The organism is Psychrobacter sp. 4Bb (genome assembly GCF_002836735.1).
Classification (GTDB): domain Bacteria; phylum Pseudomonadota; class Gammaproteobacteria; order Pseudomonadales; family Moraxellaceae; genus Psychrobacter.
In genome coordinates, this window is record NZ_PJAS01000060.1 from 64,314 (window position 1) to 87,246 (window position 22,933).

General features: G+C 42.2%; 20 protein-coding genes. 13 read left to right on the plus strand and 7 right to left on the minus strand.

Going from position 1 to position 22,933, the window contains the following annotated elements; all coding sequences use genetic code 11:
- The first annotated feature begins 69 nt into the window (after positions 1-69).
- From infB to pnp, 8 genes are all read left to right on the plus strand, one after another.
- Positions 70-2,796, plus strand: coding sequence for a translation initiation factor IF-2 (infB, locus tag CXF60_RS07005; protein WP_102091358.1), 2,727 nt, complete (start codon positions 70-72; stop codon positions 2,794-2,796).
- A gap of 200 nt (positions 2,797-2,996) precedes the next feature.
- Positions 2,997-3,386: a ribosome-binding factor A gene (locus CXF60_RS07010; protein ID WP_102091359.1), complete on the plus strand. Its 390-nt coding sequence runs from the start codon at positions 2,997-2,999 to the stop codon at positions 3,384-3,386.
- Between the two features lie 9 nt (positions 3,387-3,395).
- The gene (truB, locus tag CXF60_RS07015; RefSeq protein ID WP_102091360.1) at positions 3,396-4,487 is read left to right on the plus strand and encodes a tRNA pseudouridine(55) synthase TruB; all 1,092 of its coding nucleotides are present in this window, start codon (positions 3,396-3,398) and stop codon (positions 4,485-4,487) included.
- Between the two features lie 386 nt (positions 4,488-4,873).
- The gene (locus CXF60_RS07020) at positions 4,874-5,398 is read left to right on the plus strand and encodes a type 1 glutamine amidotransferase domain-containing protein (RefSeq protein WP_102091361.1); all 525 of its coding nucleotides are present in this window, start codon (positions 4,874-4,876) and stop codon (positions 5,396-5,398) included.
- Positions 5,399-5,495: 97 nt separating this feature from the next.
- Entirely contained in the window at positions 5,496-5,657 is a 162-nt protein-coding gene (locus CXF60_RS14430; protein WP_162799524.1) for a hypothetical protein, read from the plus strand.
- A gap of 113 nt (positions 5,658-5,770) precedes the next feature.
- On the plus strand, positions 5,771-5,947 hold the full coding sequence (locus CXF60_RS14435) for a hypothetical protein (RefSeq protein WP_167514323.1): 177 nt from the start codon (positions 5,771-5,773) through the stop codon (positions 5,945-5,947).
- Positions 5,948-6,330: 383 nt separating this feature from the next.
- Positions 6,331-6,597, plus strand: a complete 267-nt coding sequence (gene rpsO, locus CXF60_RS07025; protein ID WP_045443035.1) for a 30S ribosomal protein S15 — start codon at positions 6,331-6,333, stop codon at positions 6,595-6,597.
- Between the two features lie 690 nt (positions 6,598-7,287).
- Positions 7,288-9,390, plus strand: a complete 2,103-nt coding sequence (pnp, locus tag CXF60_RS07030; protein ID WP_102091362.1) for a polyribonucleotide nucleotidyltransferase — start codon at positions 7,288-7,290, stop codon at positions 9,388-9,390.
- A gap of 119 nt (positions 9,391-9,509) precedes the next feature.
- Here pnp and CXF60_RS07035 read toward each other — a convergent pair whose 3' ends face one another.
- The 4 genes from CXF60_RS07035 to CXF60_RS07050 form a co-directional block, all read right to left on the minus strand.
- Entirely contained in the window at positions 9,510-10,073 is a 564-nt protein-coding gene (locus tag CXF60_RS07035; protein ID WP_102091363.1) for a hypothetical protein, read from the minus strand.
- 34 nt (positions 10,074-10,107) lie between these two features.
- On the minus strand, positions 10,108-10,656 hold the full coding sequence (locus CXF60_RS07040; protein WP_102091364.1) for a hypothetical protein: 549 nt from the start codon (positions 10,654-10,656) through the stop codon (positions 10,108-10,110).
- Between the two features lie 142 nt (positions 10,657-10,798).
- Positions 10,799-11,056, minus strand: a complete 258-nt coding sequence (locus CXF60_RS07045) for a YheV family putative zinc ribbon protein (RefSeq protein WP_101204656.1) — start codon at positions 11,054-11,056, stop codon at positions 10,799-10,801.
- The gene (locus tag CXF60_RS07050; protein ID WP_102091365.1) at positions 11,057-13,252 is read right to left on the minus strand and encodes a M3 family metallopeptidase; all 2,196 of its coding nucleotides are present in this window, start codon (positions 13,250-13,252) and stop codon (positions 11,057-11,059) included. It lies immediately after the preceding gene.
- A 490-nt stretch (positions 13,253-13,742) separates the two neighbouring features.
- Between CXF60_RS07050 and CXF60_RS07055 the strand changes: the two genes are divergently transcribed.
- From CXF60_RS07055 to CXF60_RS07070, 4 genes are all read left to right on the plus strand, one after another.
- Positions 13,743-14,855 (plus strand): AOC03_06830 family ribosome hibernation factor, encoded by a 1,113-nt coding sequence (locus tag CXF60_RS07055; protein WP_102091366.1) that lies wholly within the window; start codon positions 13,743-13,745, stop codon positions 14,853-14,855.
- A gap of 208 nt (positions 14,856-15,063) precedes the next feature.
- Positions 15,064-15,819, plus strand: a complete 756-nt coding sequence (locus CXF60_RS07060) for an endonuclease/exonuclease/phosphatase family protein (protein WP_102091367.1) — start codon at positions 15,064-15,066, stop codon at positions 15,817-15,819.
- A gap of 186 nt (positions 15,820-16,005) precedes the next feature.
- A complete protein-coding gene (locus CXF60_RS07065) occupies positions 16,006-17,037 on the plus strand; it encodes an NADP-dependent oxidoreductase (protein WP_102091368.1) in 1,032 nt (343 codons plus the stop codon).
- A 205-nt stretch (positions 17,038-17,242) separates the two neighbouring features.
- On the plus strand, positions 17,243-18,145 hold the full coding sequence (locus CXF60_RS07070) for an EcsC family protein (protein ID WP_102091369.1): 903 nt from the start codon (positions 17,243-17,245) through the stop codon (positions 18,143-18,145).
- A 32-nt stretch (positions 18,146-18,177) separates the two neighbouring features.
- On the opposite strand, the gene CXF60_RS07075 is transcribed toward CXF60_RS07070, so the two are convergent.
- The 3 genes from CXF60_RS07075 to CXF60_RS07085 all read right to left on the minus strand — a co-directional run bounded on the left by CXF60_RS07075 (position 18,178) and on the right by CXF60_RS07085 (position 21,703).
- Positions 18,178-18,795 carry an alpha-ketoglutarate-dependent dioxygenase AlkB family protein gene (locus CXF60_RS07075; RefSeq protein ID WP_102091370.1) on the minus strand — a complete coding sequence of 206 codons (618 nt, stop codon included), beginning with the start codon at positions 18,793-18,795 and terminating at the stop codon, positions 18,178-18,180.
- A gap of 20 nt (positions 18,796-18,815) precedes the next feature.
- Positions 18,816-19,706, minus strand: coding sequence for an alpha/beta fold hydrolase (locus CXF60_RS07080; RefSeq protein WP_102091371.1), 891 nt, complete (start codon positions 19,704-19,706; stop codon positions 18,816-18,818).
- 80 nt (positions 19,707-19,786) lie between these two features.
- Entirely contained in the window at positions 19,787-21,703 is a 1,917-nt protein-coding gene (locus tag CXF60_RS07085) for an ABC transporter ATP-binding protein (protein WP_102091372.1), read from the minus strand.
- 369 nt (positions 21,704-22,072) lie between these two features.
- Here CXF60_RS07085 and CXF60_RS07090 point away from each other — a divergent pair, with 369 nt between their 5' ends.
- Positions 22,073-22,921, plus strand: coding sequence for a hypothetical protein (locus tag CXF60_RS07090; RefSeq protein ID WP_102091373.1), 849 nt, complete (start codon positions 22,073-22,075; stop codon positions 22,919-22,921).
- The last annotated feature ends 12 nt before the right edge of the window (positions 22,922-22,933 follow it).

A 22,933-nucleotide genomic window follows, 5' to 3' on the forward strand; every position in this document is an offset into this window, starting at 1 on the left:
TAACCCAATCATTTGTAGCCAACAACTGAATTGAACATATAGCAAATAATAGACAGTAGGTGATAATAAATGGCAGATAAGACCGTCAAAGAACTGGCAGAAATGGTAGGCAAAACTACAGATGCTGTAAAGCAGCAATTAGTAGATGCTGGCCTGCCTGCTCGCGCAGAGGATGACCTAGTCACCGAGCTTGAGCAAGAAAAGCTGGTGACGTATTTAAAGCAAAGTCATGGTCAACAAGAAAAGCGTCGTATTAGTCTTAAATCTAAGACGACCAGTACTGCACGTGTGACCGGCTCTTCTGGTAAATCTAAGAGCGTCAACGTAGAAGTGCGTAAAAAGAAAGTATTTGAAAAGCCTGATCCAGAAAAAATGGCTGAAGAGCTAGCTGCTCGTGAGCAGGCTCTAATTGAGTCTCAAGAACGTGCAGCAAAAGAAGCTGAAGAACGCGCCGCTACTAAGAAAAAAGCGGAAGAGCGTCAAGCAGCAACACTAGCAGCAATGCGCGCAAGCTTAGGCTCTAGCAAAAAATCAGACGACAAAAACGATGATATTTCTACATCAGTTGTCGTCAAAAAAGGCGGCAAAGCGACTGCTGAAGTTAAGCCTAAAGAGCAGCCGAAAAAGAAAGTTGCTGCAACCAAGCCTAAAGTTGAAACCGCTGCTGAACGTAAAGCTCGCGAGACTCGTGAGAAAGAAGAAGCGCGTCTGCGTGAAATCGAATTAGAAACCCGCCGCACACAAGCTGAAGAAGCGCAAAAGCGTACACTTGAGCAAATGCGCAAAATGGCTGGTAAATATACAGATCGTGAGCCTGTTACTGAAGTACGTAAAGATGAGCCATTGGCTGAAGGTTTGGTCGGTGATGCACTAGAAGAGTCTTTCGAAAAAGAACGTCGCGAAATCAAGCGCGGTTCGAACAGTACTGGTACTCGTGGTCGTCGTCGTAAAAACCAAGATGAGCGCGAAATCAAAAACCGCAAAAACGGTTTGCGTTCAACTCAAGCATCACAACATAAGTTTGAAAAACCTGTTGAAAAAATTGTCTATGATGTCGAGATTAGTGAGCAAATTTCAGTTGCCGATCTTGCTCAGCGTATGGCAGTTAAAGCTCGCGAAGTAACCAAATTACTTATGAAAATGGGTGAAATGGCTCATGAATCAGATACGATTGATCAAGCAACCGCAAGCTTGCTTGTTGAAGAAATGGGTCACAACCCAGTACCAGTTAGTGATACTAAAGTCGAAGATGACTTACAGTACGCAGTTGATGAGCGTAGTAGTAATATCCAGACTCGTCCACCAGTAGTGACTATTATGGGTCACGTCGATCATGGTAAGACCTCACTACTAGATAAAATTCGTGAAACGAAAGTTGCGAATGGTGAAGCGGGCGGCATTACACAGCATATCGGTGCTTACCATGTAAAAACTGATCGCGGTGTTATTACTTTCCTTGATACTCCAGGTCACGCAGCGTTTAGCGCAATGCGTTCACGTGGTGCTCAAGCGACTGATATCGTTGTATTGGTTGTTGCAGCTGATGATGGCATGATGCCACAAACAGCAGAAGCGATTGATCATGCACGTGCAGCTGGTACGCCGATTATTGTTGCTATCAACAAAATGGATAAGCCGGGCGCTGATCCTGACCGTGTTCTTAATGAATTAACGACGAAAGAAGTTGTTTCGGAAGAATGGGGCGGCGATACACCAATGGCTCGTATCTCAGCCAAAACAGGCGAAGGTATCGAAGACTTGCTAGAGTTCATTAGCTTACAAGCTGAGTTAATGGAACTAGAAGCACCATTAGACGGTGCTGCTCAGGGTGTGGTTATTGAGTCAAGACTTGAAAAAGGTCGTGGTCCTGTTGTTAGTGTCCTCGTCAAAAAAGGTACCTTGAAACAAGGCGACTTGGTTCTAGCTGGTGAGCATTATGGTAAAGTTCGTGCATTGACTGACGAGCATGGCCAACGTATCAAGTCAGCTGGTCCTTCTATCCCTGTAGAGATTTTAGGTCTGCCTGAGACACCTGCTGCTGGTAGCGAGTTCCTAGTTGTAACGGATGAGAAAAAAGCTCGTGAAGTTGCGGACTTTAGAACCAACCGTGAGCGTGAGCGTCAACTTGAGCGTCAAAATGCCATGCGTTTAGAAAGCATGTTTGATCAGATGGGCCAAGGCGATGTGTCATTCTTGAATATCGTACTGAAAACAGACGTACGTGGTTCACTTGAAGCACTACTAGCTGCCCTAAATGAATTGTCTACTGATGAAGTAAAAGTCAGAGTGATCAGTTCAGGTGTTGGTCCTATCTCTGAGTCTGACGTAACCCTTGCAGAATCGAGTGAAGCGGTACTTTTAGGCTTTAACGTTCGTGCAGATGCTACTGCACGCCGTAAAGCAGATACTGCTAACATGGATATTCGCTACTATAGCGTAATCTATGGTTTGATCGATGATGTTAAAGCAGCAATGAGCGGTATGCTTGCTCCTGAACATCGCGAGAAAATCCTTGGTGTTGCAGACGTTCGTGAAGTATTCCGTTCTAGTAAGTTTGGTGCTGCTGCTGGTTGTATGGTGGTCGAAGGTACAATTTATCGCAACAAACCTATCCGCGTATTGCGTGATGATCAAGTTATCTTTACTGGTCAATTGCAATCATTGCGTCGTTATAAAGAAGACGTTAACGAAGTACGTACTGGTATGGAATGTGGTCTGGCCGTTCGTGGCTATGATGTTGAAGCTGGCGATAAGATCGAAGTCTTTGAAATCCAAGAGTTCGCACGTACTATCTAAAGCTGCTGTTCGATAGCAGAGTATGTATTAATGCAATATGCGTGATCCGCTGAGCTTTTAGATACTTTGCTAATATCCAGCTGTACTTAGGCCTAACAGGTACATCCTGCTAGGCCTTTTTTAGCACATATCAGTGCAACATTTATTAATCAGCAGATTTATACAGTAATAAAATAAGCCCATTAAAGTAAGGTAATAACATGAACCAACGTTTACAAAGATTATCGGATCAGATTCAGCGTGAGCTTGCTGTTCTTATTCGTGATGAAGTCAATGACCCTCGTCTAACGGGTTTTGTCACAATCTCTAGTGTCAAAGTTAGCCCAGATTTAGGCTATGCGGACGTCTATGTCACTATCATGGAGCCTGAGCTCAATGATTCTATGAACAAGACCAATCATGAAGAAAGTATCAAAGTATTGAATAAAGCAGCAGGGTTTTTGCGTACGGAACTAAGCCATAGCTTAAAAACACGTACTACGCCGCGCTTACGTTTTCATTATGATGAAGTAACGGCTCGTGGTAACTATATGATGGACTTGATTAGTAAGGCCGTGACTAAAACTGAGCAAAACGAGAATGACGAGTAAATTATTATTATGTCTATAGCGTCTAAGCAAGTTGATAAAAAAGCCAATAAAGTACCTGAAAAAGTAAAAGTTTCAGGTGTCATATTGGTGGATAAACCCAAAGGTATGACCTCGCAGCAAGTCGTGTCAAAAGTGAAGTATTTATTTAAATCACCGATACACGATAGTAAAAAGGCAGGGCATACAGGGACGCTTGATCCGATGGCAACTGGCCTGTTACCTATTTGTTTGGGTGAAGCCACCAAGTTTAGCCATTATCAACTGGATGCTGATAAATCTTATCAAGCGACTATCTTGCTAGGTAGTCAAACCGATACTGGTGATGCTGATGGTCAAATCGTAACGCAGGCATCTATTCCCGTATTTGACGAAGCATCATTGGCGACTATTGCCCAGCAGTTTTTGGGTGCTCAGCAGCAGATACCTCCGATGTATTCAGCGCTAAAAAAAGATGGCAAAAAACTGTATGAATATGCTCGCGCTGGTATTGAGGTTGATAGACCGCCTAGAGATATCACGATTAAAGCAATCAATCTACAGATGATAGATGATACCCAGATTAATCTCACGGTTACTTGTACGAAAGGTACTTACGTACGAGTATTAGCGGAAGATATTGCAAAGCAGCTAGGTACGCTAGGACATTTGACGGCATTGCGTCGTACACAAGTAGGGAGCTTTAACATTGATGATGCGATCGCTTTATCTTCATTAGAAGAGCATGGTTTAGAGGAGCGTCAGTCTTGGCTACTGCCCATCGATGCTTGTATTGATATCGATGCTGAGCTAACCCTGACAGAGGAACAATGCGCCCGCGTACATATGGGGCAACGCTTAAACGTATTTGATGAGCTAACAGGTAAGCTCAAGGATTATGTTGTTAGAATGGTTTCTGACCAGCTGTCTAAGAATAGCTCTGTCGATATTAATGATGATGCTAGTACTCACAGTAAAGCTAATATTGGTCTTGATGCGCCTCAGCTCCTAGAGCATGAAATACCTATTGATATACGTTTACTCAATGAGCAGGGAGAATTTCTCGGTTTGGGGTCTGTGAGCTTAAACGGACGTTTACAACCTAAGAAATTGATTCAGCGCTAATAGTAACGTTTTCATCAATGCTACTTAAATAGAGAAACTACCACCTAATATTGGTTTGATTTACTAATAGTTTACACTAATCACATACCGTCACATTTTATTGCAGGTTTCGCCTATGGTGAAACCTGTTTTTTTTGTACTCTAGATTCATCAGATAGGGAATGCTGAGTTAAAAAATAAAACGGACAAATATTATAAAAATAAAAAATTGCCATAAGGTTAATAACTAAAACGATAAACAATTAAAAGTAAAAACCAATGCAGAAAGGACGCATTTGAACAAAAATAAAATAGTTCAAAGGAGAATGTACTGCCAAACAATAATAAAACTAACTTATAAAAATATACTGGCTCACAAAAACTAATAGATAAGAAGAAGGAAAGTTATGAAAACGATCGCTTTTTTACTACATAACCACTTTGAACAAGCAGAGTATGAAGACGTCAATAATCAGCTAAAAGACAAAGGCTATAAAACACTTCTCATAACAACAAATGATAAAAAAGAAGTGCAAGCCATGCAGCAAGACGTAGATAAGAGTGATACTTTTACTGCTGATATCTTTGCAGAAGATGCCAACGTCTCTGACTATGATGCATTGGTGTTACCAGGTGGTACTGTCAACGCTGATACTATTCGTGGTAACGAAAAGGCTCATCAAATTATCAACGCTATTAATGAAGCAGGAAAGCCGTTAGCTGTTATTTGCCATGCTCCTTGGGTTCTCATCAATACAGGTATTGCTAAAGGTAAAACCCTTACCGCTTACCCTACTTTGCAATTAGATCTAGAAAATGCTGGAGCAAACTACGTAGACAAGACAGTACAAGTAGATGGTAATCTTATTACTTCGCGTAACCCAGATGATATTCCTAATTTTGTTGATGCCATAGATAAAGCATTATCTTAGAATTTCGACTTCTAACTAAATAATTTCAATTAACTAAGTACTATTAAATTTCAAATTTTTATAACTAACATTTATAACCATAACTAAGGAAGATACTATGTCAAACTCTAATCCAAATGATACTAAGCTTGAGCAACAACGTTCTGATTCAGCAGAAGCAGCACTTAAAGGTCAAACTGAAGACAATCATAGTGAAAACAGCGAAGCAGCAGCAGAACGTATCGCAGCTAACTTAGAAAATGCGAAAGAAGACAAGTAGGTTTTTAATATGCCACCTGTAATAGGTGGCATCGATATGTTTATAGTTTGCACGTCTTATGATCGATGAGTGCAAGTACAGTTAGTCCACAAAATAATAATTTAGGAGCTAATATGAGTAATTCACCGAACAATATGGACGAGCAAGAAAAAGAGATTGAAAAGCTTGCAGAAGAAATCAATCCAAGCGAGCATACTGCCCCAGACAGTCTAGCAGAAGTGACTACTGCCGCGCCTCTTGAAGATGATGAACTAGGCGGCAATGCAAAAGAATCTGATGTTAATAAGTAGTCTGCTTAGGTAGGATGTTAATAGCTAGTTATCTGTAGGATATTAGTTACTAGAAATTAAATGTCGCTTTACAAGTATTATGAAAAACTGCTGCTAGTTCAGCAGTTTTTTGTTATAATTACCCCCACATTTAAATTAGGTTTTGGATGATGTACTGTAGTTAGCCCATTACTTTGATTAAGTAGTGCTATAGCTAAATACAATGTACGATTCAAAACGTACTAAATGGTTGTTAACTGAGCTTGTCGTACACTAGGTCAACTCTAGTAATGCAGGGTTGTCCTGAATGGCGTACAGGTTATTTTATTTATTATTCTATTGCTTTAATACTGACTCAAATTGCAGTCCGTTTTTTAAAGTTTTTAGCATTGCCGGAGATATTTATGCTAACTAATACCGATCGTGAACAAATCATCGCTCAATACCAACGTGGCGAAAATGACACTGGTTCCCCAGAAGTTCAAGTAGCTTTGTTGAGTGCTCGTATCAATGATTTGCAGAACCACTTTAAAGCACACAAAGCTGACCATCATAGCCGTCGCGGTCTTATCCGTATGGTTAACACGCGTCGTAAACTGCTTGATTACTTAAAAGGTAAAGACCTTGGTCGTTACACTACTCTAATCAGCCAGTTGGGTCTACGTCGTTAATCTAACGACAATAGTACGAGTGGATGCTGAATTTTTTGCTAAGTCGCTTGGAACTTGTTGGTTATTATCGATAAAATAGATTTTTCTAAAAACGGTGTGGAATAGTTTCACGCCGTTTTTTTATGCTTATTCGTTTTAGATACCGTGCTCAAATAGTAAGAGCTATAACTCCTTCTATAGAATAGTTAAGAGGAATATTGGTATAAACTGTACTAACCAAGCCTCAAATACGGTATTTTCTGACGATAATTGCGCTACTGTGCAATTAATTGGTCAATGGCTATAAATCACTGTAAAATAATGCCTTGTGAGTTTGATAGCGCATCTGCTACAGATATGGTGATTATTGATAGAATACTTATTATTTGGCTTGGTAATCAGCGCAGATAGCTGATATTTGAAAGTTCAGAAAATAGCCTGTAGGGTTTTTAGCATCGAAGTCTTTTGACTTAATGTCTTTTTGATAGTATTTATAGTAAAGCCAAAATTGCACGACCGAATATACATAATAGTACGATGTCTAACTCAGATAAATATATGAGATAACCAAGTAACGTTATTGGCATTGGTTGCGATGCTTTCTGATAGAAAGCATCGCAACTGATAGCCATATACACAGAATTTTAATGACAGATATCAGCTTGTTAGGTTGCTGATATCACTTTTGTCAGTCAACATTAGGAAAATTATATGACAATGTTCAACACCATTAAGCGTGAATTTCAGTACGGTAACCAGCAGGTTGTTATCGAGACAGGCCGTATGGCTCGTCAAGCAAACTCTATTTTAGTACACATGGGCGGCGTAACAGTATTAGTTGCAGCAGTCGTAAAGTCAGAAGCTAAAGAGGGTCAAAACTTTTTTCCGCTCACCGTAAACTATCAAGAAAAAATGTATGCAGCGGGTAAAATTCCAGGTGCTTACGGCAAACGTGAAGGCCGTGCAAGCGAATTTGAAACTTTAACCTCGCGCTTGATTGACCGTCCGATTCGTCCGCTATTCCCAGAAGGCTACGTAAACGAAATCCAAATCACAGCGACGGTTGTATCATCAGATAAAACTCAGTCTGCAGATATCGCTGCACTAATCGGTGCTTCAGCGGCATTGGCTATCTCTGATGCGCCATTTAATGGTCCTGTTGCTGCCGCTCGTGTTGGTTTCATTAACGGTGAATACGTTCTAAACCCAACGTCTGAGCAGCTTGAGAGTAGTGATCTAGACTTGGTTGTAGCTGGTACGAAATCTGCCGTATTGATGGTTGAGTCCGAAGCAGCAGAGCTATCAGAAGACCAGATGCTAGGTGCGGTACTATATGGTCATCAGCAACAACAAATCGTTATTGATAATATCGCGTCAATGGCTGAAGAAATTGGTACTACTAAGCAGCAGTATTCTGCACCTGAGCGTGACCAAGCGCTTACTAGCAGCATGAAAGAGCAGTTCGGCGAGCAAGTTGCTGACGCTTATACCATTACTGATAAGCAAGCACGTTACACTAAACTTGACGAAATTAAGCAATCAATTATTGATGCACTTGCTGGTGATGCCGAATCAGAAGGCTATGCTGATACCGTATCTGAGCTTAAAGAAATCTATAACGACCTTAAATATCGTACTGTTCGTGACAATATCTTGTCAGGTAAACCGCGTATCGATGGTCGTGATCCTGAGACAGTTCGTGCGCTCGACGTACAAGTTGGTGTATTGCCATATACGCATGGTTCAGCACTGTTCACCCGCGGTGAGACACAGGCATTGGTTACGACTACGCTTGGCAACAGCCGTGATGTCAACATGATTGACTCACTAGGTGGCACGATTCGTGACCATTTCATGCTGCATTATAACTTCCCGCATTTCTCAGTTGGTGAAACGGGCCGTGAAGGTATTCCAAAACGTCGTGAAATCGGTCATGGCCGCCTTGCACGTCGCGGTGTACAAGCAATGCTACCAGATAGTGAGCGTTTCCCGTATGTGATTCGTGTGGTATCAGAAATTACTGAATCTAACGGTTCATCTTCTATGGCTTCTGTTTGTGGCGCAAGCTTGGCATTGATGGACGCAGGCGTACCATTAAAAGCACCAGTTGCTGGTATCGCGATGGGTCTGGTTAAAGAAGGCGATCGTTTTGCTGTATTGTCAGATATCTTGGGTGATGAAGATCATCTAGGTGATATGGACTTTAAAGTAGCCGGTTCTAAAAATGGTATCACTGCACTTCAGATGGATATCAAAATCGAAGGTATTACACCTGACATCATGGAGCAAGCGCTTAAACAAGCCCATGCAGGTCGTATTCATATCCTAGAAGCAATGAACCAAGTATTGCCTGAAAGCCGTACTGAAATCAATGCTCATGCACCAAACTACGCGGTTATCGAAATCAACCCAGACAAGATTCGTGACGTTATCGGTAAAGGCGGCGCAACTATCCGTCAGCTAACGGAAGAAACTGGCGCGGTTATCGATATCGACGATGCTGGTACTATCCGTATCTTTGGTGAAAACAAAGCAGCGACCAAAGCAGCTATCGGCAAAATCGAAGCAATAACTGCTGAAGTTGAAGTTGGTAAAACTTATGAAGGTACCGTTGCGCGTATCGTCGACTTCGGTGCATTTGTAAATGTCTTGCCAAACACGGATGGCCTAGTACATATTTCACAAATCGCAGAAGAGCGCGTAGAGAATGTGTCAGACTACCTAAAAGAAGGTCAGGTCGTTAAAGTACTTGTACAAGACGTTGACAACCGTGGTCGTATCAAACTAACTATGAAAGGTGTTGAGCAGAACTAATACTCAATATCTGATGTGGTTTAAATAAGAAAAAACCGCCTTGAAATGCTCGTTATGAGTATTCAAGGCGGTTTTTTTATGTGTCCAAAAAGATGATGACTGGCTAGCTAAAAGGCCATTTATAACTCAATGCTTTTAGGCAGGTGTATATCGATACGAAGTTTTGGTAGGTCTTGTAAGTACTCAGTTAGTAATGGCAAAGTATCAGCATGCCAGTCTAAAGGCAGGGTATCTACTGTAGTGCTTTCACTGGATACGATATCACGTGGTCTGCCTGAGATAAGTGGCCGCGCAAGCAATGCAACTCTGCGTATGCCTTGGTAACGTATAAGCGGCATTATTTGCTGTTGCAAATCAATCAAGGCAGCAGTCAGCCAACGTGTGCGCGCTGGATGATAAGGATGGTTTGATATCACAAGGTTGGCAATATAGTTTGGCTGGTTACCGTTACTACTGATACCAAGTCCGACCTGCTCACGTGTACGCTTATTAAGTAAGCAGCTACCAACATTCAGACTACCATCGCGGCATGCACGATGATAGTGACTATAGTTATCAGGAAATAGAGTTTTTGCTCGTGTGAGTACAGGATCTAAAACGATACCAGTATTGTTGACAGGTAAAACAAGCAGCTGTGCATTGCTATTTAAAATAGAGGCATGTGTGAATTGCAAAATCGCCATCGTAAGCCTCTCTATAACCAAATCAAGTATACGGTTATTGAACCGTCGCTTTATTAGAGTCGTTTGCTTCTAACTGAGCAATTTGTTGTTCGAGTAGCGCAATTTGTTCTGCCTTCATATCAGTCAACTGCTTATTCATAGCCACTTGTTCAGCGGCTAAATTTTCTTGTTCGGCCAGTCGCTGACGCTCATCTTCTAAACGATCAATCTCTTCTTTAGCCAAGCTGTCATTTTCTGGTAGAGGCGCATCTAATATAGCAGTAGGATTTGGTATCGCGTTATTGTCATTATTGGCTGCTCCAGAGTTTTCATCTATGAGCACACCATCGTTAATCACAGAATCATCTGTTTCTTTCGAAGTGCTGTCTGTGACTAATTCTGTCTGCGTTTGCTCAGTTACTGGTGCCGAAGTGGCGTCATCTACAGGGAGTATGGACTGAGTGCCAGACCTTCCTATGATAAGGTAGACAATAATAATAAGTAGCAATACAGAGATAAGTATTGCCAAAATTTTCTGACGTGATTTAGTCTGTTTCTTCTGAGAAGTGTGGGTTGATGAAGGCCGGATGTTTTCTGGTTTCATATTATGATCGATTCATGTCAAGAATATAAGTAGCCATACTATAGCAAACTCAAAATAAAAAGCCTATCTATTGATAGATAGGCTTAATAGACCATTAAATAATAAAGAACTTAATCTGTTTTTAAGTATGAAAACTAAATAACTAAGATTTAAATTTCACAGTGCCGCTGGTGCCAGTCGCCATCGCATCACGTGCCATCTGATCTTCTAAATGGTTCTTTGCACTAATGGCATCAGGATCGGGACGGTGCTCTGTGTGTCCGCACTGAGTACATTCAATATACTCATCTGGGGCAGGAGTCACGATATTGACTTGCACCACAGCGTCCATCTCCTGACATTTCGGACAACGTACCCCTGCTAAAAATCGGCGCTTAGGACTAGATGACTGATAACGCATTTAAATGACCTCGTGCGTCGTTTGAGTGTTTGCCGCATCAATATTTTTAGCATCCGTGAAACCATTATGACGTAGCAAGGCATCGATACTGGCGCTACGACCGCGGAAGTTTTCAAAGTTGGTCTTGGCTGGGAAACTGCCACCAACAGATAAGATAGATTCACGGAACGCTTTACCTGTCGCTGGGTTGAAAATACCGTCTTCTTCAAACTTGCTAAACGCATCAGCTGATAGCAGTTCCGCCCATTTGTATGAGTAATAACCTGCAGCATAACCACCCGCGAAGATATGACTAAAACCATTAGCAAAGCGGTTATAGTCAGGTGTTTGCATAACGGAGATATCATGACGGACAGTATTGAGCGTCTCTAAAATGCCATCGTAATTAAGTGCTGGCGTATGAGCGTGAATGAGTAAATCAAATAGAGCAAACTCTATCTGACGCAGCGTTTGCATACCACTTTGGAAATTTTTCACTGCTAATAGTGCATCGAGCTTGTCTTTAGGCAATGGCTCGCCAGTCTCAACGTGGCTGCTGATAAGGGCGATACCTTCAGCATCCCAAGCCCAGTTTTCCATAAACTGACTAGGAAGCTCGACCGCATCCCATTCAACGCCATTGACACCAGCGACATCACCGACCGTCACTTGAGTCAATAAATGATGCAAGCCATGACCAAACTCGTGGAATAAGGTTAATACTTCATCATGGGTCAATAAACTAGGTTTGCCATCAAGTGCTGGCGTGAAATTACCAACCATAAAGCAAACGGGCAGCTGCTGATGGTTCTGTTCTTCATAGCTATAGCGAGATTGAAAACCACTCATCCATGCACCGCCACGCTTACCACTACGTGCAAATAAGTCAAAGTAGAAGCCACCGAGCAAGCGATCATCAGCGTCGAATAATTGATAAAAACTCACATCGTCATGCCAGCGAGAGACTGAATCACTTTCTGCATCTTTATGACTTTGCTCTTGTACTTTGATACCGTATAGACGCTCAACGATAGTGAACAAGCCATTAATCACTTTGGGTAATGGGAAATATGGACGAATTTCCTCTTGCGATAAACTGAACTCACTTTGTTTCACTTTTTCAGCGATGTAGGCGCTATCCCACGGTTGCAATTCGTCAATGCCATAATCGCTTGCGTATTTCTGTAGCTGTGCCAAATCTGCTTTGGCAGCAGGGGTTGCTTGCGTTGCTAAGTCACGTAAGAATGTTTCAACTTCTAAGACGCTATCTGCCATCTTGGTCGATAGCGATACTTCAGCATAATTTGCAAAACCAAGTAGCTTGGCTTTTTGCTCACGTAATGAGAGTATTTGACTCATATTGTCAGCATTATTTAATGAGTTTCCTTTTGCATTGGTATGCGTATCAAACTCAGAAGCACGCGTAACATAAGCACGATACAACATCTCACGCAGGCTGCGATCGTCCGCATGAGTCATGATCGCTAGATATGCAGGGATATTTAAACTGGCCACATAATAAGGAGTAGGAAGTGCATCTATATCTGTTTGACTCAGAGTGCCATTAGCAAGCTCACGCGCTTTGTATTGCTCGCCTGCATCTGCCAATAGTGCCAGACCGCTCTCTGTTAGACCCTTTAATTGAGAGTCTTCTAAAGGTAGGGCAAATGCTTGCGTCGCATCCAAGATATTGTCCGAAAAGGTTGCAGACAAGGTAGATAACTCGCTTTGAATAGCGGCAAACTTTTCTTGCTCAGCTTGAGGTAACGCAACGCCTGATAGCTCAAAACTACGTAATGCCAGTTCGATTGCACGTGCACGAGCAGGCTCTAACGTAGCAAAGAAATCTGTGGCATTGACGATAGCTTGATAGCGATTAAACAAAGGCTGATGTTGGCCAACTCGCGTACCGTAGGCAGACAGCTTTGGTAGCAGTTCATGGTGAACATGTCGAATCTCATCGTTGCTCATCACACTATTGAGATGCGACAAAATACCCCAGCTACGATCTAATGCCAAATTAATATGATCAAAGCTCATCACATCTGCCAAAGCTTGTTCAGCGCTTATTTTTTCAGCACTGTCGCTTTCTATCACGGTTAAGGTATCTAAAAAAGCATTGGCAGCATCAATAGCGTCAATCACTTGGTTCTGTAACGTATGTGGCGCAGTGTCGGCAAAGTCGACAAGGCGTAAATCTAAAGGAGAAGGTGTCATATAGGTATCCGATATCAATGAATTATTATTAATCAAAATGAGAAAAGTCTGGCTACTATTGAAATATACAGTGTGTTCTTATTTTATATATAGATTATATAAAAGATGGGTTCGTTTGGTAAAAATACAACCTAAGCACTTTTATACGATTCAAGTAATTAGGATAGTGCTAGCAATCTGAAAGTAAATATCAAAATTCTGATACTTAGATTCCACTTCTCAAGATAATTATCCGAATATGTAGCTATGTTCGCTAAGGCAGTTCTTTAACAATATAGAGTGCTCTACTTACAAAGCGCTATCATTTGCTTGCAAATTAACCCTACAGGGAGTGGGGTATAGCTGTTAGCATCAAGATAATGGAATTTAAATATTATGCGTCAATGAGATGCAAGAAAAACACGGATAGAAATTTCTACACTTATAAAAGTACATGAGTGAAGAGATACATAAAGTTAAAAATGAACGATAATAAAACAAGGAGCAATATATGAAAGCGACTCTTAAAAGTTTACGTGAAACTAAAGCTAATCCTGCAGTAAGTATCTTTGTTAAAACGCATCGTGAACATCCAGCTAACGAGCAAGATCCTATCGCTCTAAAAAACCAATTGAAAGTTGCCGAAGATCGCCTGACGAAAGAGTACGATAAACGCACAGCGACTACCATTCTAGATAATATTCAAAATAAAATCAGTGAGCTCAATCACAATTATAACCTTGATACGTTAGCTATATTTGCTAGCACAGATGATGTACAAGTTATCCGTATGCCAATTGATACGACAGAGCGCGTTGTGATTTCAGATAGATTTGCTACGCGTGACTTGGTCCGTGATATGGCAAGTGCGGTTCATTATTATACGGTGGTCTTAACCCGTGACAATGCGCGTTTGATTGAAGCATCTAATGACCGCGTCGTGAGAGAGTTCGATAAAGATGACGATGCACAAAACAACATGGAGAACATTCAGTTCCCTGTCGAAAACAACGGACTATACACAACAGGCGACGGTGGCTCAGATCGTTCATCAAACAACGAAAGCAGTCACTTAAAAGAATTCTTTAACCAAGTTGATAAAAGTGTCCAAGAATTGTGGGGCGAGCATAAAATGCCTCTTGTTATAGTTGGTGATGCAAAAAATATTGGCTACTATAAAGAAATCTGTGATCGTCCAGACAATATCATCGCTACAGTATCGAATGCGACCAATCTAGAAGACGGTAGTGCTCAGCATATCGTAGATAGCGTGCAAGAAGCCGTAGAAGAGTATCGCACCTCATTACATAAAGCTGCATTGGGCGAAATCGATAAAGCTCGCGGTGCGAATATGTTGCAGACTGACTTGCAGGAAGTATATCGAAGTGCTTTCCAAGGAGCTGGCGAGACACTTTATGTACGACGTGGCTATATACAATCTGCTAAGATTGATGAAAAGGCACAAACGTTAAGCCCTGCCAATGATGCTACTACGGAAGGCATCACAGATGATGCAATCGGTGAAATCATCGAGCACGTCATTCACAATGGCGGCGAAGCTGTATTTATGCCACAAGATATTATGGGTGAAGATCAACCAATAGCGCTAGTAACTCGCTACTAATCTGACGATGACACCTATGCGCGATGTTCATTTATGAATCAGCCATTTATGAATTAGCCATTAATAATACATAGGTGTACTATGAGAGCATTGGTTCAATACGAGCCAGTGCTCTTTTTATGTCTGTCATTACCATCACTATGGATGCTATCGTAGCTGAGCTATTGATCTTTACTCCATAAATAATGAGCGTACAACTAACCAAACTATGACTACCACCTCTTTTGTTTTAACCAGCTACAACATCCACAAAGGCATGTCACCGCTAAATCGCCAAGTGAAGATGCAAGGTATTGCTCAGGCACTGGAGTCTGTGGGTTCAGACGTCCTGTGTTTGCAAGAAGTACAAGGCCAAAACCTTAAACGCAATATGCAATATAACGAATACCCAGATCAATCACAGCATGAATGGTTTGGCGAGTTTTTAGATCTGCAAAATAGTTACGGTAAAAACTCCGAATACGAAAACGGCCACCACGGCAATGCAGTATTAAGCCGCTTTCCGCTAGACCCCAAACACAATGTAAATATTACGGTCAACAAGCTTGAGCAGCGCGGTGTCTTGCACTGTGAGGTACAGCCTATTGGTTGGGAGATGCCTGTTGTGGTGCTGTGTGCACATTTAAATTTATTTGAGCGTGATCGTATCAAGCAGTATCAAGCGATTAGTGACTATGTGCGAAATGAGATTGCGCCGAATCAACCGCTTATCTTGGCAGGCGATTTTAACGATTGGAAAAAGATGTCTTGCGACAAACTGGCATCAGATCTCGGTATGATAGAAGCGTTCAAGCATTGTCATGGCAAGTTGTTGCCAACCTTTCCAGCAAAACTGCCAGTACTCAGCTTAGATCGTATCTACGTGCGCAATTTGCTTGTGAAGGATGCTTGGGTACACACTGGAAAACCTTGGTCATCACTATCAGATCATCTGCCCATTAGTGCAGAGCTGATGCTGCCCTAATACCTAACTATAATAATGCGTCTAAATGTATTATATTGGCAATCTATCAATATATGAACAATTGTCTTTATTGATCATATTATTGACTAATTATGTTTTCGATTGAAAGTGCTATTAACAGCATAACGTTTCAATAAAATGAATAACAAGTACAGCCTAATAAACAAAATATAAGGATATTCTACGATGGCAACAGCGTCTACTACTGATAACAATCAACAAGCTAACCATAACATACCTAAGAGCCAGCACGCCGTACTTATACGCGAGTTCGGTGAGCCTGAAGTAATGAAATACCAAGATGGTGCTGACGTCCCTGAGCTACAGGCCGACCAAGTACTAGTAAAAATTGCCTATGCTGGAATTAATCCTGTCGATTATAAAACTCGTCAAGGTAAAGGCTGGGGTGCAGAGAACATCCGCAAAGACAAGTTTGAGAATGATCAGCCAGCTATTTTAGGATTTGATGTATCAGGCGAAGTAGTCAGCAGCAATAGCGATGAGTTTGCTGTGGGCGATAGAGTAGCGGCCTTGACCTTTAGCGGTGGTGGCTACGCGCAATATGTGGCAGTAGATGCCAAGTTGCTTGCGAAAGTACCAGACAATGTCAGCTTAGAGCAGGCAGGTGCTTTGCCTTGTATCGGACAAACGGCGCTACAGTTTGTAGATTTTGCTGATATAAAAACAGGCGAGCATGTGGTTATTAATGCACCAGCAGGCGGTGTCGGTCATTTTTTGATCCAACTGCTCATGAATAAAGTGGCGCAAGATAACATCAAGGTGACGGTAATTTGCTCGCCAGAAAAGTACACCAAGCTTGATGAGTTGATAGACGTATCTAAGCTGGCGGGTTGGATAGATTATACCAAAGATGAAGCGTTTCCTGACCTACAAGCCGACGTACTACTTGATTTAGTCGGCGATGAAGCAGGTGTCCGTGCACTTAGCGTGCTCAAATCAGGCGCCCGCGTGAATGTGTTACCAACTATCTGGGTTGATAAGCTCAAAGAAGCCGGTCAGCAAAAAGACTTAGCAGTAGCAGGCTATAAAGCGCAGCGTAGTGGTCAAGATATGACGCGTGTTTTACAGGAAGTAGCCGATGGTAAGCTAACTTTAAAAATTCAAAAAACTTATCCACTCTCAGAAGTTGTTGCAGCGCACCACGAGCTACAAAAAGGCGATGCTTTTGGCAAGATTGTCTTAGCGGCAACTGAGTGAATGTCAAGATTGCCCAAGTATTAGGTAGTGTTCGGTAGTGTTTGGTAGGATTTATTAGTAAAGGGATGTCTGTTGAAACCCAGTAAACTTAACTGATGATTTAACAAATCATACAAAAGTTTTATTTTGGACAACAGAACGTCCCTGTAGTCTTCGCTTATTTATCATAGGATAGAAAGCGAACGATACTAATAAAGGGAATAATATGACTATCAATAATAAGACTATCAATAATAAGACTATCAATAATAAGACTACCAATAATAAGACCAGCAATGAAAAAACAGATGACCACATTGCTTATGAAGCAAAAGTTCGTGCAGAGATAGAAGCGTGGAAGAACCCTGATAAAGGGATTTTGGATAAGACGCTCGCAGTGCTTAATACCCCTGTGGTAGCAGCCGGTGATGCGTTGATGGAAGCTCCACAATTTGGCGATTCTCTAAAAAAAGCAACTGAGGAAACGATTAGTGCTTTGAGTGACGCAGCCAACTGGACACTAGATACTCAAGACGTTATCGATAGCTATCAAGAGGAAGCAGATGTTAACGACTCCTCTATCAAAACGCTGGCTGACATTAAACGTCTACCCATTGCGGTTGTAGATAAACAAGTTAAGCTTTTTAAAAGCAAATATGTAGCGCTAACCAGTGCGCAAGGGGTGACTACAGGGATTGTAGGCTGGGCAGGTATCCCTGCTGATGTCGTTGGGCTTATTACAGCCAATCTACGTGCGATTGGAGAATATGCAACGTACTATGGCTTTGATATCAATGATAAAGGCGAGCAGCTATTTGCGATGTCTTTGTTGGCTGTGGCAACTTCTGCCTCTGTTGAAGAGCGTAAAGCGGCGTTAGATGACACTCATGCAATGATTAAAGATCCAGAAACTCAGGCATTCAATCAGATTAATGAAGAAGTCATGTCTCGTGTACTGCGTCAGACAGCGACTAAAGTAGCCACTAACATCGTTAAGACAAAAGCGGCGCAAATCATTCCAGCGGTGGGTGCAGTAGTCGCAGGTGGTGTTAATGCTAGCTACACTGCCAATGTTTGTGAAGCTGCTTACCAGTGTTACCGTGAGCGTTTTTTGGACCGTCTCGCATAAACACTTAATGGCTCGTTCAGTCAGCGATAGTATCAAGATGTAAGCATACGCCGAAACGTTAGACTGATTCGCCCAGTATCGACCGTCTTTGTCTTAGTGATCGTATGTTTCCAAAAGGTCTGTGTGTCACCATGCATCACAACGAGCTGACCAGACTCAAGATAAAGTTCAACTTTGTCTTGAGTTTTTTTATGCTTAAAAACAAATTTGCGTGTTGCACCAAGCGATAAGGAGGCGATGACTGGCTGATGACCGAGCTCATTTTCGTCATCAGCATGGTAGCCCATACCATCAGCGCCAGAAGGATAGTAATTAAGCAGGCAGGTATTAAAATTGGCAGTTACGCCAACCTCTGCTAAAGCTTGTTCGATTTCCTGTTTCACGTGAAACACTATATCTGACCATGGAACAGTTTGGCGCACGTGTCCTGAGTATTGATAGTCTGCATCTGTATCTCCCATCCAGACAATTTTCCGAGTAGTTATATGGGTCTTACCAAATAACGTCACGATGTCTGATTGCCAAGGTAGCTCATTTAGTAGAGTATTATAAAGGGCAGTGGCATCGTCGATAATCACGCCTAGATCATTCACCTTACCATCATAGGGTAGTAAGTTATCCGTGGGTGCAGGAGCAAAGAGGTCAGTCATAATTTAGTCGTTGTAAATCCTTATTTACTGCTTTGGTAGTGCTCGTTGATAATTTGAGCGCATAATTCAGGCGCTTCCATTGGCAATAGATGACCATAATCTGACAGCGAAATAAGACTGCTATCTGGGACAAACTTTTTCCATTGCTTTCGTACTTTATCATTAATAAACAGGGTAGGTTTGCCCGTAATCAAGGTGTAGGGACAGCGTAGTTTTTTAAGGGCGGCATCGATATGAGGTGCGCCAAAATAATTGGCCAGCTCTTGTTCTGGTGCAAACATAAGCGTATAGCTACCATCTGTATTTTTGCTCAAGCTTTGCTCAGCAAACACTTGCAAGTGCTCATCGCTAATACGCTTATAAGCACGCTGCGCACGTAGGCTCTCGTAATAACTATGGATACTTGGCCAAGTAGATTGCTTAGTTAACGTGCTTTTAAAAGGCTCGCGACTCAGTAGGACAGAGCGTGGCAAAAGGTTATATAGGGTGGCTTGGTGTTTGGTAAATGTAACAGGCTCGATCAGGTACAACTGCGAAAACAACTCTGGACGTTTGGCAGCTGCCATTGCTGTGGCCGTCGCCCCTTGCGAGTGACCAATACCTACGACAGGCTTATCTTGGGTCTTTTCTAAAAACTCAATCAGCAGATCAGCATCTTGCTCTCTCGTCAGACGACGACTTTGCGGCTTATCATACCAGTAGCCACGTAGGGCAAGTGAGCTGATATCAAATTCGGTGGATAGCTTGTTCAATAGTGGCGTATAAGTACCAACAGTAAAACTATTACCACTATAAAAATGTGCTGGTGCGCGAGGAGTAGAGCTTGAATCTAACGGCTGATTAAACTGGCTAAGGTCATAGTAGCGTGCCTGTTTTCCGCCAAGATTAATACGGTTTGTGAATGCTTCCATAAAATAAACACTTCCTTGTGACTTATTTTGAGTGATTTCTTGCAGTTTATCTTCTTATGATTGAGCTGACTTAACAAGTCCTAGTTATCTTCACCTAAGAAGCCACCGCTTTGACGCTGCCACAGTCGAGCGTAGACACCATTCAATGCCAATAACTCATCATGACTACCTTGCTCAATGATACGGCCTTGATGCATGACGACCAGTCTATCCAGTGCGGCGATAGTAGACAGTCGATGGGCAATGGCAATAACGGTCTTGCCAGTCATAATGTCATTTAAGCTTTCGGTAATAGCATATTCAATCTCAGAATCTAGCGCACTGGTGGCTTCATCCAAAAGTAAAATCGGCGCATTTTTTAGCATAACACGTGAGATAGCGATACGCTGACGTTGACCGCCAGATAGTTTGACTCCGCGTTCACCCACTTGGGTATCAAGTCCTGTATTGCCTTTATCATCGTACAGATCTTTGATGAAATCCCATGCCTGAGCTTGTTTGGCAGCGATCATAATCTCTTCATCAGTAGCATCAGGACGACCATAGGCGATGTTTTCACGCACGGTACGATGTAGCAACGAGGTATCTTGAGTCACCATACCAATCTGTTGGCGCAACGATTCTTGTGTGACCTCATCGATAGCTTGACCATCAATCAGAATTTTACCACTATCGACATCAAAAAAGCGCAGTAGCAAATTAACTAAGGTCGATTTACCAGCACCTGAACGCCCAACCAAACCAATCTTTTCACCCGGCTTAATATCTAAGTGGAAGTTGTCTAATAGTTTGATATATGAGTTAGGAGCGCGCTTAGCGATGTTGGTACTATCAATAGGCTCGCTAGTTTGGTCATTGTCTTCTTCGTCATTTTCATAACTGAAGTCAACATGGTCGAACACGATACGCCCGTCCGTAACGGCTAGGGCTGGCGCATCAGGTTTATCAATGATTGTCTGCGGTGCTGACAACGTACGCATACCATCTTGAACTGTACCGATACTCTCAAACAAACTGGCTGTCTGCCACATAATCCAACGCGTCAAACCATTTAGACGTAACGCCATAGCAGTCGCAGCAGCAATAGCACCAACACCAACTGCGCCTTGTTGCCACAAGTACAATCCAATACCTGCCGTACTACTGACCAAGATCACGCTGATAAGATGGGTCGATACTTCTAAATAGCTGACCCAGCGCATCTGTGCATGTACCGTACCTAGAAATTGTCCCATGGCATTTTTGGCATAACCGAGCTCACGACGCGAATGGCTAAATAGCTTGACGGTCATGATATTGGCATAAGCATCCGTAATTCGTCCCGTCATCAAGGCACGGGCATCTGCTTGCACAATCGCTGTCTCCTTGAGCTTAGGGATAAAGTACCAAATGGTGATGGCAACCAAGACCAGCCAAATGACAAAAGGAATGAGTAGTAAGCTGTCTAAATTAAACAAAATCACCCCTGAGGTGATAAAGTAGACAGAGACATACATAAACATATCGGTGACGGTCATTACGGTATCGCGTACTGCTAGGGCTGTCTGCATTACCTTAGCTGAGACACGACCCGAAAACTCATCCTGATAAAACTGCATAGATTGCCCAAGCATTCGCTGATGAAACCGCCAGCGCATCTGCATAGGAAACACGCCTTGCAAGGTCTGAAAATGGATAAATGATGACAAGGCGATCCACAATGGGCTCACTATCATGACAGCGAGCATGATGAGTAGCATATCGCCTTTTTCTACCCATAAGTTTTGCGGCGTATAAACGCCCAACCAATCGACGATATTACCTATCCAAGCAAACAGCATGGCCTCGTAAATACCGATACCAGCGGACAAAATCATAAAAATTAGTAGCCAGCCGCGTAAGCCATTGGTACATGCCCACAAAAACTTCAGCATACCATCTTTAGGTGATGGCAATGGCATGGGTGTGTCTGGAAAGGCGGGTAGGCGGTTTTCAAAAAAGCGAAATAAAGCATTCATAGGCAGTAATAAAACATCAATAGCAGTACGTCAAGATGAACGAGAGCACTCGTTATCTAGAATCTTTACTTTTGTGATTGGGATTAGGTGCTATTTTAGCAAAATTACTAATCATACCTGCATGCTAATTGTAATTTACTTAAGAATAGCTGTGTCTTTAGTGCCTTAGTCACAACAATAATAAATAGATTGCTGTGGAAAACATATTTTGTTACATTCCACATCCAAACTTATTCATATTTTAAATATTGCTTTTATAAGCATGATTTCATTGCGAAAATCAGCTGATTAGCAGGCATTTTATTTAATGGTTTTTATAAATGTACGAACAGTAATAACTCAACATTGAAGTTCAAAAGGTAGCAGTGAATGATGTATTTAATAATAGCGGTGCTATGTAGCGTCGCTGTCTCAGTACTTTTGAAAATATTGCGCCAGAAAAATATAGATATTCGTCAGACCATCGTGGCAGGCTATCCTGTGGCTTTTTTACTGACTTGGGTGTTACTAAAACCTGATGTAAGTGCCATTCATGCGCTTGATAGCGCTTGGGGCATCATCATTGCGCTTGGAGTACTATTACCTGCTGTATTTATCATTCTGGGACGGGCTATTGAAGCGGTGGGGATGGTAGCAACCGACGCGTCTCAGCGCTTATCACTTATTATTCCTATCGTAGCGGCTTTTTTGCTATTCGGTGAGGTGCTGACTGGTACACGTATACTTGGACTGGCGTTGGGCTTTTTGGCATTAGGTGCGCTTGTCTATCGACCACAGCATAACGATATTACTCGGCAAGCAAAGCATACGCCACTGTGGTTATTCGGGGTATGGGCAGGCTACGGCATTATTGATATTTTGTTCAAACAAGTTGCCAAACAAGGGGCAGCTTTTCCGTTGACTCTACTGGTTAGCTTCGGGGTAGCAGGTGTATTGCTTCTAATCTATTTACTTATCACACGGGTACGTTGGCAAAAACAAGCACTTATGACAGGCTTGCTGCTCGGTACATTAAACATGGGCAATATCTACGCCTATGTGCGGGCACACCAAGTGCTGCATGATTCTCCTAGTATTGTTTTCACTGGTATGAATGTCGGTGTTATTGCCGTAGCGACATTGATTGGCGTAGGTGTATTTAAAGAGCAGCTGAACCGTATCAATATAATAGGATTAGTATTGGCAGTCTGCTGTGTAGGGGTACTATTTTTGGCGTAATGCACACTGTCC

Coding starts and splice junctions, on each gene's coding strand:
- CXF60_RS07075 (WP_102091370.1), bottom strand. CDS start 18,795: ATGACTGACCTCTTTGCTCCTGCACCCACGGATAACTTACTACCCTAT.
- CXF60_RS07010 (WP_102091359.1), top strand. CDS start 2,997: ATGAACCAACGTTTACAAAGATTATCGGATCAGATTCAGCGTGAGCTT.
- CXF60_RS14430 (WP_162799524.1), top strand. CDS start 5,496: ATGTCAAACTCTAATCCAAATGATACTAAGCTTGAGCAACAACGTTCT.
- CXF60_RS07065 (WP_102091368.1), top strand. CDS start 16,006: ATGGCAACAGCGTCTACTACTGATAACAATCAACAAGCTAACCATAAC.
- CXF60_RS07090 (WP_102091373.1), top strand. CDS start 22,073: ATGATGTATTTAATAATAGCGGTGCTATGTAGCGTCGCTGTCTCAGTA.
- CXF60_RS07085 (WP_102091372.1), bottom strand. CDS start 21,703: ATGAATGCTTTATTTCGCTTTTTTGAAAACCGCCTACCCGCCTTTCCA.
- rpsO (WP_045443035.1), top strand. CDS start 6,331: ATGCTAACTAATACCGATCGTGAACAAATCATCGCTCAATACCAACGT.
- pnp (WP_102091362.1), top strand. CDS start 7,288: ATGACAATGTTCAACACCATTAAGCGTGAATTTCAGTACGGTAACCAG.
- CXF60_RS14435 (WP_167514323.1), top strand. CDS start 5,771: ATGAGTAATTCACCGAACAATATGGACGAGCAAGAAAAAGAGATTGAA.
- infB (WP_102091358.1), top strand. CDS start 70: ATGGCAGATAAGACCGTCAAAGAACTGGCAGAAATGGTAGGCAAAACT.
- CXF60_RS07020 (WP_102091361.1), top strand. CDS start 4,874: ATGAAAACGATCGCTTTTTTACTACATAACCACTTTGAACAAGCAGAG.
- CXF60_RS07050 (WP_102091365.1), bottom strand. CDS start 13,252: ATGACACCTTCTCCTTTAGATTTACGCCTTGTCGACTTTGCCGACACT.
- CXF60_RS07070 (WP_102091369.1), top strand. CDS start 17,243: ATGACTATCAATAATAAGACTATCAATAATAAGACTATCAATAATAAG.
- CXF60_RS07080 (WP_102091371.1), bottom strand. CDS start 19,706: ATGGAAGCATTCACAAACCGTATTAATCTTGGCGGAAAACAGGCACGC.
- truB (WP_102091360.1), top strand. CDS start 3,396: ATGTCTATAGCGTCTAAGCAAGTTGATAAAAAAGCCAATAAAGTACCT.
- CXF60_RS07045 (WP_101204656.1), bottom strand. CDS start 11,056: ATGCGTTATCAGTCATCTAGTCCTAAGCGCCGATTTTTAGCAGGGGTA.
- CXF60_RS07060 (WP_102091367.1), top strand. CDS start 15,064: ATGACTACCACCTCTTTTGTTTTAACCAGCTACAACATCCACAAAGGC.
- CXF60_RS07035 (WP_102091363.1), bottom strand. CDS start 10,073: ATGGCGATTTTGCAATTCACACATGCCTCTATTTTAAATAGCAATGCA.
- CXF60_RS07040 (WP_102091364.1), bottom strand. CDS start 10,656: ATGAAACCAGAAAACATCCGGCCTTCATCAACCCACACTTCTCAGAAG.
- CXF60_RS07055 (WP_102091366.1), top strand. CDS start 13,743: ATGAAAGCGACTCTTAAAAGTTTACGTGAAACTAAAGCTAATCCTGCA.